This window comes from Streptomyces sp. NPDC001315 (assembly GCF_042896175.1).
Classification (GTDB): domain Bacteria; phylum Actinomycetota; class Actinomycetes; order Streptomycetales; family Streptomycetaceae; genus Streptomyces.
Window position 1 is genome coordinate 69,232 of sequence record NZ_JBIAWZ010000031.1, and the last position, 10,451, is coordinate 79,682.

General features: G+C 71.7%; 11 protein-coding genes and 1 pseudogene. 6 read left to right on the forward strand and 6 right to left on the reverse strand.

What is annotated here, in order from left to right; genetic code table 11:
• Positions 1-483 precede the first annotated feature (483 nt).
• From ACFY16_RS40270 to ACFY16_RS40280, 3 genes are read left to right on the forward strand one after another with little or no spacing between them, the layout of a single operon-like run.
• Positions 484-1,740 carry an outer membrane lipoprotein carrier protein LolA gene (locus ACFY16_RS40270; protein ID WP_390652206.1) on the forward strand — a complete coding sequence of 419 codons (1,257 nt, stop codon included), beginning with the start codon at positions 484-486 and terminating at the stop codon, positions 1,738-1,740.
• 28 nt (positions 1,741-1,768) lie between these two features.
• Complete coding sequence (locus tag ACFY16_RS40275) at positions 1,769-2,743, forward strand: ABC transporter ATP-binding protein (protein WP_390652207.1); 975 nt, start codon at positions 1,769-1,771, stop codon at positions 2,741-2,743.
• Complete coding sequence (locus ACFY16_RS40280) at positions 2,730-3,647, forward strand: ABC transporter permease (protein ID WP_390652208.1); 918 nt, start codon at positions 2,730-2,732, stop codon at positions 3,645-3,647. Before ACFY16_RS40275 ends, ACFY16_RS40280 begins: the two co-directional genes overlap by 14 nt.
• 54 nt (positions 3,648-3,701) lie before the next feature.
• Here the strand turns inward: ACFY16_RS40280 and ACFY16_RS40285 are convergent, their stop codons facing one another.
• Entirely contained in the window at positions 3,702-4,289 is a 588-nt protein-coding gene (locus tag ACFY16_RS40285; protein ID WP_390652209.1) for a flavodoxin family protein, read from the reverse strand.
• A gap of 88 nt (positions 4,290-4,377) precedes the next feature.
• Positions 4,378-4,881 carry a hypothetical protein gene (locus ACFY16_RS40290; RefSeq protein ID WP_390652210.1) on the reverse strand — a complete coding sequence of 168 codons (504 nt, stop codon included), beginning with the start codon at positions 4,879-4,881 and terminating at the stop codon, positions 4,378-4,380.
• Positions 4,882-5,150: 269 nt separating this feature from the next.
• On the opposite strand from ACFY16_RS40290, the gene ACFY16_RS40295 reads away from it, so the two are divergent.
• Positions 5,151-6,500 carry a tetratricopeptide repeat protein gene (locus ACFY16_RS40295; RefSeq protein ID WP_390652211.1) on the forward strand — a complete coding sequence of 450 codons (1,350 nt, stop codon included), beginning with the start codon at positions 5,151-5,153 and terminating at the stop codon, positions 6,498-6,500.
• 24 nt (positions 6,501-6,524) lie between these two features.
• Here ACFY16_RS40295 and ACFY16_RS40300 read toward each other — a convergent pair whose 3' ends face one another.
• Complete coding sequence (locus ACFY16_RS40300; protein WP_390652212.1) at positions 6,525-6,995, reverse strand: VOC family protein; 471 nt, start codon at positions 6,993-6,995, stop codon at positions 6,525-6,527.
• Between the two features lie 37 nt (positions 6,996-7,032).
• Between ACFY16_RS40300 and ACFY16_RS40305 the strand changes: the two genes are divergently transcribed.
• Positions 7,033-7,662: a CGNR zinc finger domain-containing protein gene (locus ACFY16_RS40305; protein ID WP_390652218.1), complete on the forward strand. Its 630-nt coding sequence runs from the start codon at positions 7,033-7,035 to the stop codon at positions 7,660-7,662.
• Between the two features lie 60 nt (positions 7,663-7,722).
• Here ACFY16_RS40305 and rarD read toward each other — a convergent pair whose 3' ends face one another.
• Positions 7,723-8,727 carry an EamA family transporter RarD gene (rarD, locus tag ACFY16_RS40310; protein WP_390652213.1) on the reverse strand — a complete coding sequence of 335 codons (1,005 nt, stop codon included), beginning with the start codon at positions 8,725-8,727 and terminating at the stop codon, positions 7,723-7,725.
• A gap of 119 nt (positions 8,728-8,846) precedes the next feature.
• Positions 8,847-9,701, reverse strand: a complete 855-nt coding sequence (locus tag ACFY16_RS40315; protein ID WP_390652214.1) for an SDR family oxidoreductase — start codon at positions 9,699-9,701, stop codon at positions 8,847-8,849.
• A 90-nt stretch (positions 9,702-9,791) separates the two neighbouring features.
• Here ACFY16_RS40315 and ACFY16_RS40320 point away from each other — a divergent pair, with 90 nt between their 5' ends.
• A complete protein-coding gene (locus tag ACFY16_RS40320; RefSeq protein ID WP_390652215.1) occupies positions 9,792-10,175 on the forward strand; it encodes a winged helix-turn-helix transcriptional regulator in 384 nt (127 codons plus the stop codon).
• Between the two features lie 66 nt (positions 10,176-10,241).
• Here ACFY16_RS40320 and ACFY16_RS40325 read toward each other — a convergent pair.
• Positions 10,242-10,451 (reverse strand): annotated as a pseudogene (locus ACFY16_RS40325) (2-oxoacid:ferredoxin oxidoreductase subunit beta); the annotation flags it as partial.

A 10,451-nucleotide genomic window follows, 5' to 3' on the forward strand; every position in this document is an offset into this window, starting at 1 on the left:
CACTCCGGGGCCCCGCCCCAGACCCCGGCGGGGACCCCGTCCCCTGCACCCCTGGCGGGACTCCGTACCCCGGCGGGGCTGCGAGCCCCGCACCCGGACAGGGCTTCGTCCCTGCACCTCCGCGCGCCCAGCGGGGCTGCGCCCCTGCACCCCGATGGGGCTACCCTGCGCCCTCTGCAGCGTTGACGGGTTGGGCGGGTGGGCGGGTCTCGGGCGCGTCGGGCCGGGCGACCGGATGTGGCCGGGTGCGGTGCTCCCGACCCCTACGGGTCGGGTGAGGTGCCGCGCCCTCGTGTCATACCCCAGCAGTACGCGGAGTTGAGCCCGCGGTCTGACGCTTCCTTAGGGCCGATTTGGTCAGATGGACACCACGGAAAACACCACTCCTCACCGATTCGGGTGAGAATGGCGGCTCAGGGTGGACCACCAGTGCGAGGACACGCCGAGACGACAGCCGCCGCCGACGACGGAGGTAAGGCACACATGGCACCGTACGAATCCGACGACAGTACGACCACGACCACGACCGCGACCGCCGGAGAAGCCGAGGACCTGCGTACCGGGCGGCGCACGGCAGCGCGGTACGTCGTCCCGGTCGCGGTCGTGGGGGTGGCCGCGGCGACCATCGGGCTCGTCCCGGCGCTCGCCTCCTCCGGCGACCCCGACCTGCCGAAGATCACCGCGCAGCAACTTATCGAAAAGATCGCCCAGTCGGACGTGGAGCAGCTGTCCGGCACGGTGAAGATCAGTACGGACCTGGGGCTGCCCGACCTCGGCGGGCTGGAGAGCGGCCTGCTCTCCGGCGCCACGCAGTCCGGCGGCGACGGGTCGTCAGCGGACCCGTCCGCCAAACTGACGGAACTCGCTTCCGGCACGCACACCCTGCGTGTCGCGGCCGACGGCCCGGACCGGCAGAAGCTCTCGCTGCTGGAGAACGCCGCCGAGTACAGCCTCATCCACGACGGCAAGGACGTCTGGGGCTACGACAGCAAGTCCAACGAGGTCTACCACGCCACCGCGGACGACAGCGCCGCCAAGGGGCAGGAGAGCGAGGGCCACGCCCCGGCCACGCCCAAGGACCTCACCGAGGAGGCCCTGAAGTCGGTCGACGACACCACGTCCGTGACCGTCGACGGCACCATGCAGGTCGCCGGGCGGGACGCCTACAAGCTGCTCATCAAGCCGAAACAGTCCGGCACCACGGTCGGCGCGATCAGCGTGGCCGTGGACTCGAAGACGGGGCTGCCGCTGAAGTTCACGCTGACCCCGGCGAGCGGCGGCGCCGCCGTCGTGGACGCGGGCTTCACCCAGGTCAGCTTCGCCAAGCCGGCCGCGTCGACCTTCGACTTCACCCCGCCCAAGGGCGCCAAGGTCACCGAGGACAGCGCCCTCGAGCAGGGCCGGAAGAGCGGGAAGCCGGACGAGGACCTCGTAAAGGGAGCCGGTGGTCTCGACGGTCTCGAAGGCCTCAAGGTCATCGGTGAGGGCTGGAACTCCGTCGCTTCCTTCGACACCGGCAGCAAGAGCGGCCTGCCTTCCGGTACCTCCGGGTCCACCGGTGACCTCGGCGACCTTGGCGGCTTCCTCGGCTCGCTCGGCGACAAGGCCACCGGCAAGTTCGGCTCGGGCACGGTCTTCTCCACCCGTCTGGTCAACGCCCTGATCACGGACGACGGCAAGGTGTACGTCGGCGCCGTCACCAAGGACGCGCTGGTGAAGGCCGCCAACACCGGGCAGTGAGCACGAGCACGACGAATCGAGGGAGCCGATGGACGAACAGTCCGCCACGGAACCGCACCCGAAGGACGCGGATGCCGGCGTCATAGACACCCGCGGCCTGACCAAGCGTTACCGCGGTGGACAACTCGCCGTCGACGGTCTCGACCTGACCGTCCCGGCGGGCAGCGTCTTCGGCTTCCTCGGTCCGAACGGCTCCGGCAAGACCACCACCATCCGCATGCTGATGGGCCTGATCGAGCCCACCTCGGGCACGGCGCGGGTGCTGGGGCGGCCCATGCCCCGCGCCTCGCGCGCCGTGCTGCCGCAGGTCGGCACCCTCATCGAGGGCCCGGCCCTCTACGGCTTCCTCTCGGGCCGCGACAACCTGACGAGATACGACGCCGCCGACCCGACAGCCGATCCGCGCACCCGGCGTACACGCGTCGCGCAGGCGCTGGACCGGGTGGGCCTGACGGCCGCCGCGGGCAAGAAGGCGAAGGCGTACTCCCTCGGCATGAAGCAGCGGCTCGGCCTGGCGGCCGCCCTCCTGCAGCCGCGCCGCCTGCTCGTCCTGGACGAGCCGACCAACGGCCTCGACCCGCAGGGCATGCGGGAAATCCGTGCCCTGGTACGGGAGCTGGCCTCCGACGGCACGACCGTCTTCCTCTCCTCGCACCTGCTCGACGAGATCGAGCAGGTGTGCACGCATGCCGCCGTGATGGCGCAGGGACGACTCGTCACCCAGGGCGCGGTCGCCGACCTGGCCGCCGGGGCGCGCGGCAGACTGGTGGTGACCACGCCCGACCCGGGCGACGCGGCCCGTGTGCTGAAGGAGCAGGGCGTCGGCGACATCGTCGTCACCGACGACCGCGTGACGGGCGAACCACCGGACCGCGACCTCGCCGAGGTGAACGCCGCGCTGGTGACGGCCGGCGTCCGGGTCCGCGGCTTCGGGGTCGAACGGGCCTCCCTGGAGGACGCGTTCGTGGCCCTGACGGGGGAGGGATTCGATGTCGCAGGTTGAGCCGGCCGCTGCCGCTGCCGATTCCGCCTCCACTGTCGGGGAGGTCGAAGTCCCCCGCAGGCCAAGCCCGTTGTGGACCTTCGGCCTCCTCCGCAGCGAGCTCGTGATCACCCTCCGGCGCTGGCGCACGCTCGCCCTGCTGGGCGTGCTGGCAGCCGTACCGGTCCTGGTCGGGATCGCCGTGAAGATCGAGACCGGCGACGGCGGCTCGGTCGGCCGCGGGGGCGGCGAGGGGCCGGCGTTCATCTCGCAGGTCACCAACAACGGCCTGTTCCTGGTGTTCACGGCGCTGGCCGCGACGCTCCCGTTCTTCCTGCCGATGGCGATCGGCGTCGTCGCGGGCGACGCGATCGCGGGCGAGGCCAACGCCGGAACCCTCCGCTACCTCCTGGTGGCCCCCGCCGGCCGCACCCGGCTCCTGCTCGCCAAGTACGCGACCACGATGGCCTTCTGTCTGGTGGCCACCCTCGTCGTCGCGGCCTCGGCGATGGCGGTCGGGGCCCTGCTCTTCCCGCTCGGCGACCTGACGACGATCTCCGGCACCCGGATCACCTTCGCCGAGGGCCTGGGCCGGGCGGCGCTGATCGCCCTGGTCGTCGCCGCGTCACTGGTCGGCGTCGCGGCGCTCGGTCTGTTCGTCTCGACGCTGACCAGCAGCGGCATCGCGGCCATGGCGACGACCGTGGGCCTGCTGATCACCGTCCAGATCCTCGACCAGATCCCGCAGCTCCACGCGATCCAGCCGTACTTCTTCTCCCACTACTGGCTGTCCTTCGCCGACCTGATGCGCGAACCGGTCTACTGGGACGACCTGGTGAAGAACCTCGGCCTCCAGGCCCTGTACGCGGCGGTGTTCGGCTCCGCCGCCTGGGCCCGCTTCACGACGAAGGACATCAGCACCTGAGACCTGTCCTGGCGGGACGACGTGAAGGGTCGCGACACAGCGGTACGGGAGGGGTCACGCGCCCTCGTGCGAGAAGCGCGCGAGCGGCGCCTCCTGCGCGAAGAACGTCTTCGCGCGCGCCAGCGCCGCCGTGTCCTTCAGTACGTCGCCGCGCGCACTGCCGCTGCCGAGCAGGACCCCGCCGAACCGCATCTTCATGTACGCGGCGGAGTTGCCGAGCGTGCCGATCAGCGGGTCCGCGACCGCCGGCTCGTCGTCGGCGAGCGCGGTGACGCCCCAGAGGGTGCGCCCGGCCAGGGTCGCCTTGAAGTCGACGCCGGGGATGCGCAGCCAGCCCGACCAGTAGTCCAGGTAGCGCTTGGTGAGGCTGGACACCGAGTACCAGTAGAGCGGCGAGGCGATCACGATGTCCGTCGCCGCGAGCGTGGCGTCGAGCAACAGCGCCACGTTTTCCCCGGCGGGCGGGCGCACGTGGTCGCTGTCGTGCCGCAGGTCCACGAAGTCGGGCAGGAGGTGCTCGGCGAGGCTGATCCACTCCTGCTCGACGTCCGCGGGCAGCTGTTCGGCGGCCCTGCGCGCCAGCAGCTCGGTGTTGCCCTCGCTGCGGCTGCTGCCCAGTACGAACAGGAAACGGCGGCCCATGGCTCCCCCTGATGATCGGCACACGACGATCGCACGCGCCCGCATCACATGCGTCTATTGCATGCTCCTACATTACATGCGTGTGCAACTATACCCCGGTGAGCCGGTTCAGCGTCCGTGTTTCCCGGGGCGGCTCCCCACTCAGGTCGCCGAGGCGCCAGGCGGGCACCCACGGCACGTGGTGCACGTCGATGACCGACTCGATCCACGCGACACGCTGGGCGAGGGGGCGCGGCAGCCGGCCCGGCGCGTCCGCGACGAGCACCACGGAGTCGAGGTCCAGCCCCGCCGGGGCCTCCCCGCGCCGGAAGATCTCCAGGGTGCGCAGGACGGCGTCCAGCCCCGACGCGTGCGTCCGGGCGACGAGCAGCATCGACGGCGGATCACCGGGGCCGGGCCAGTCGCGGCCGCAGTCGTGACCGCCGTAGACGGCCGCGAGCGTGGAGGTGCCCGCGCCGCCGTGCGTGGCCACCCAGGAGAAGCGCCGCGGGGTGCCATGGAGGTGATCGGGTTCCCGCGCCCCCTGCTCCGGCGGGCTCACCGGCCCCTGGATCCAGATCTCCGGCCCCTGCCGCACACCGCCGTCCCGCATGTCCGTGCTCCTCCCTCGTCGGCCTCGATCCTCACTCCACCAGCGACGGTTCCGGCACGCGGGCGGGGTCCTGGAACAAGTCTGTGACCTTGTGGTGACGCGTGCACCGGAAGTGGGCGGAGAGACTCGACCGTGTACGTGTACGACCGGATCCTGCCGCTGGGGAGCGGTGGCCCGGCGTCGGGAAGGGGCACCATGGAGGCTGCGGAACCCGCGGAACCCGCCCGCGCCGACCGCCGACTCCCCGACGCACCCGAGTGAGGGAAGCGATGTCTCGACTCAGCCGCGAGAAGAAGCGCGAAGAGAAGCGCGCCGCGCGTTCCGCGGTCCCCGCGACGCCCATGGTGGCACCGCTGGACGTCCGTGTCCCCGCGGCCGGACCGGGGGCGGGTGGCGCGTCGATAGGTGGCGTACCGGTCGTCCCGGCCCCCGGTGAGGAGGTCCAGCACGCCGTGCTGAGTCACCTGCACCGCATCGCCCTCGCCAGCGGGCACCCGGTGCTCGCCACGGTCCAGGACGACCGCATCGGCTACGTCGTCCCCCTTCGGGTGGACTTGGACGGCTCCAGCCACTTCACAGGAGAGCCGGTCCGCTCCGCGCCGCCGGAGGGCGTCGCACCAGCCTGGGAGCCGCAGGACACCCCACCGGTCCGTCATGAGCAGCCCACGCACGTCCTGCGCGCGATGCCGGAACGACAACCGGAAGCCCGATCAGACGCCCACGCACAAGCGCAACCACAAGCCCACCCCGAGGTGGATGCGGAGCCGCAGCTGCCGGGCGACCCCTCCCCTACGTTCCGCCTCCGCGCGGTACCGGAGTCGCCGACGCACGCGCCCTACGGCACGGCCGTCGCCCCGACGGGCGAGTTCGGCCCGCCACCGACGATGGACGGCCCTCCGCCCTCGACGACGGACGGCCCTCCGCCCTCGACGACGGACGGCCCCCCGGCCCCCGACCCCTCGGTGGGGCACGCTCCCGCAGCGCCCCCCGCCACCGCCCCTGAACCCCACTGCGAACCCCACCCGGAACCCCACCTCGACCCCTACGCCGTCCCCGACCCCGACCCCAAACCGACCCCCGCCCGCGGCTTCGACGCGGTCGCCGAAGCCGTACTCGGGGACGATCCGCTGACCGCCTCCGGAGACACCGGCGCTGCGGCCCTCCTCGCCGAGCCGATGGCGCGGATCGCCGATGCCGTGAAGGCGGGGGAGATCGAGTCGGCGGCGGGACTCGCGGAGCGGACCGTGGCCGAGGCGTCGGGGAGGCTCGGGCCCGAGCACCCCGAGGTGCTCCGGCTGCTCGAACTCACGGCGTACATCGCCTACCTGGCGGGGGATCCGCTCCGGGCCTTCCATCTCTCCCTCGACCTGGCCCGCGTCCACCGCGGCGCCCGGGACGCGGAGTCCGCGTACGGCAACATCCAGAGCGCGGCCTCGGCCTGGCGTGCGGTGCGTGACCCCGTGCAGGGCCTCCACCTGGGGCAGGATCTCCTCGGCCTGTGGACCGACCTCACGTTCGAGGACGGGCCCGCTGCCGACGACATCGGTCAACTGGAGTCCGCCCGCGCGCGGATGAATCGCCTCGCCGCACGGGCGGCCCGCACCTCGGGCTCCCAGTAGGCAGGTGGACCAGTCCCTCGACCCCTACTGCACGCAGAACTCGTTGCCCTCCGGGTCCGCCATCACCACCCACTCGCCGCCGGGCTCCTTCACCTCCCGCAGCACGTTCGCCCCGAGCTTCAGGAGTCGCTGGACCTCCTCCGCCCGTCGGTCCTCGCCGGAGTGCAGATCCAGGTGCAGCCGGTTCTTGGCCGTCTTCGGCTCCGGCACGCGCTGGAACAACAGCCGTCGCCCGAGCCCGGTTCCGCTGTCCTTGTCGTACGGGTCGTCCGGATGCCGTACGGCGATCAGGTCCCGGAAGGCGGGGCGGCCGTGGAACTCCACGGTGGCCGCGCCCGGCAGGGCGCCGAGCTCCAGCAGCCGCTCGACGAGCGCGCTGTTGTCCTCGACCGTGTAGTGGAGCGCGGCGGACCAGAAGTCGGCCTGGGCGTGCGGGTCGGCTGCGTCGATGACGAGTTTCCAGTGCAGCGGGGCGGGAGCAGGCGTCTGCGTCATGCTAACCACTTATAGTGGTTACGTGAGCGGGCGTGCAATGGATCCGCCGGGCGAGTCCCCCGGTATGACGCTGGTGTCGTACGAGGGGAAGCCCTACCGCTTCGACCCCGGAGCGCTCTGTCTGGAGCTGCTGACGACGGGCGGACCGGGCGCCTTCGCCCGCCACGAGGTACTGCACGAGCCCGCCGACCTCGCGGCCTGGGTCGGCCGCAGCCGGCTCCCGGACGGTCTGGAGCTCGCCGTGTCCGAGGGGGAGCTGGGGCGTGTCCGGGCCTTCCGTGACGCCCTGTTCCTGCTCACCGCCGACCGCGCCCACGGCCGCCCGCTCCGGCCGGACCACGTCGAGACCGTCAACGCGGCGGCGGCCGGGCCCCCGCTCGGCGCACGCCTCAATCCGGACGACACCCGCGCCTGGGCCCCCGGCGCCACCGCCACCCACCTGCTGTCGACGCTGGCCCGGGACGCGATCGACCTGTTCACCGGCCCGTACGCCCACCGCATCCGTGAATGCGGCGCCCACGACTGCTATCTGCTCTTCGTCGACACCTCCCGCCCGGGCCGCCGCCGCTGGTGCGCGATGGAGCACTGCGGGAACCGTGAGAAGGCACGGGCGCACCGGGACCGGGCACGCGCGAGCCGGCCGGTCCGGCCGGGCGACGCCGAATAGCCCCCTGGTGAGGCGTCCACTGCGGCGGAGCTGGTCAGACGTACGCCGTGGCAGAGCTGGTCAGGCGTCCACCGCGGCAGAGCCGGCCGGTGCGGGCGCGGGAACTCCGGGCACGCCCGTCCCGGCCACCCTGAGCAGCGCGGCGCGTCGCGCCGTGCGCAGCGCGTTCCAGGTGAGCAGCGACAGGGCCAGCCAGACCAGCGCGAAGCCGGCCCAGCGCTCGGGCGGCATGGCCTCGCCGAAATAGACGACGCCGAGCAGGAACTGGAAGACCGGGGCCAGGTACTGGAGCAGGCCCAGCGTGGACAGGGGCACCCGTATCGCGGCCGCGCCGAAACAGACGAGGGGGAGCGCCGTGACGATGCCGGTCGAGGCCAGCAGGGCGGAGTGCCCGGCGCCCTCGGTCGCGAAGGTGGCCTCCCCGTGCGCCGACAGCCACAGCAGATAGCCGAGCGCGGGCAGGAACTGGATCGCGGTCTCGGCGGCCAGCGACTCGACGCCGCCGAGGTTGACCTTCTTCTTCACCAGGCCGTAGGTGGCGAACGAGAAGGCGAGGCAGAGGGAGATCCACGGCGGCTGGCCGTAGCCGACGGTGAGGACCACCACGGCGGCGAAGCCGACGCCGACGGCCGCCCACTGCACGGGCCGCAGCCGCTCCTTCAGGATCAGCACGCCCATCGCGATGGTGACCAGCGGGTTGATGAAGTACCCGAGGGAGGCCTCGACCACATGTCCGCTGTTCACGGCCCAGATGTAGACGCCCCAGTTCACGGTGATCACGGCGGCGGCCACGGTGACCAGCGCCAGCCTGCGCGGTTGCCGCAGCAACTCGCCTGCCCAGGCCCAGCGCCGTACGACGACGAGCGCGACGGCGACGAAGGCGAGGGACCACACCATCCGGTGGGCGAGTATCTCCGCCGCGCCGGCGGGCTTCAGCAGGGGCCAGAAGAGAGGGACGAGCCCCCACATCCCGTAGGCCGCGAAGCCGTTCAGCAGACCTGTCCGCCGCTCGCCCTTCGACTCTCCGGCCACGGGTCCCTCCTTCTCGCTCGCTCGCACACGCATGCGCGTGTGTGCAGAAGGTAACGCCGAGCGCCCCCGCGTGTCATGTCCGTATCGCTATACGGTCATGACAGGCGGGGGTGGCGCATCCAAGGGCCCGAACCGGGGCCGAAGGGGGAGTGTCAGCCCTTGAGTGCGGCGGCGATGGCCTCGGAGAGCGGGGTGGTCGGGCGGCCGGCCAGGCGGGACAGATCGCCGGAGGTGACGACCAGCTCGCCCTTCTCGATGGACGCGTCCACGCCGGCCAGGATCGTGGCGAACATTTCGGGCAGCCCGGCGCCGGTGAGGATGCCGGTGAGGGCCTCGGCGGAGACGGAGTTGTAGACGATCTCCTTGCCGGTCTGCTTGCTCAGTTCGGCCGCGTACTCGGCGAAGCTCCACGCCTCGTCGCCGCCCAGCTCGTACGTCTTGTTCTCGTGCCCCTCGCCGGTCAGCACGGCGACGGCGGCGGCCGCGTAGTCGGCGCGCGAGGCGGAGGAGAGCCGGCCGTCACCGGCGGCGTGGACGACGACGCCGTGCTCCAGCTCGGAGGCCAGGTTCTCGGTGTAGTTCTCGTGGTACCAGCCGTTGCGCAGCAGCGCGTAGGGCAGGCCGGAGGCGAGCAGAGCCTGCTCGGTGCCGCGGTGGTCGTCGGCGAGCGCGGCCTTCAGGCTGCCGGGGGCGCTGGTGTAGGCGAGCAGGGCGACACCGGCCGCCTTGGCGGCGTCGATGACGACCTGGTGCTGCTGGACGCGGCCCTTGTCGAACTCGTTGCCGGAGATCAGCAGCACCTTGTCGCCGGCCGCGAAGAGTCCGTCGAAGGTCTCGGGGGTGTTGTAGTCGGCGACCGCGAGCTTCACGCCCCGGGCCGCGAAGGCGGCGCCCTTGGCCTCGTCGCGCACGACGGCGGTGATCTGCTCGGCCGGGACCTTCTCCAGCAGCTGCTCGACGACGTGGCGGCCGAGGTGGCCGGTGGCTCCGGTGACAACGATGCTCATGATCTGGATCTCCTTGTGGGGTGCGTTGTCACCAAACCTACGGGAAGCGCTAACTAGGGGAAAGTACCCACTTTGAAGTAAGGTACCGACATGGCAGTAAGTAGCGTGGAAGCCGGCAAGTACGAGCTCGCCGAGGGAATGTGTCCCTACCGACTGGTCCTGGAGCACGTCACCAGCCGCTGGGGCGTGCTCGTCCTGATCGAGCTCCTGGACCGCCCGTACCGCTTCAGCGAACTGCGCCGGGCGATCGGCCGGGTCAGCGAGAAGATGCTCACCCAGACATTGCAGACCCTGGAGCGTGACGGTCTGGTGCACCGGGACGCCAAGCCGGTCATACCGCCGCGCGTCGACTACTCCCTGACCGAGCTGGGACGCGAGGCCGCCGAGCAGGTCCGCGCGCTGGCGATGTGGACCCACGAGCGGATGGACGACGTGGACAAGGCACGCCGCGCCTACGACGAGGCCCGGGCCTGAGAGCCCGGGCCGCATCAAGAATTTCTGGTCCGACGAACTTCTGGTCCGGATGAACCTCCGGTCCGGTCAGCCGACGATGGTCCAGGTGTCGCCGCCCGCAAGCAGTGCCGCCAGGTCTCCCTTGCCCTTCTGTTCGATCGCCGTGTCCAGCTGGTCGGCCATCTGGGTGTCGTAGACCGGCCGCTCCACCGAGCGCAGCACGCCGATCGGGGTGTGGTGGAGGGTGTCGGGGTCGGCCAGCCGGGAGAGGGCGAAGGCGGTGGTCGGGGACGCGGA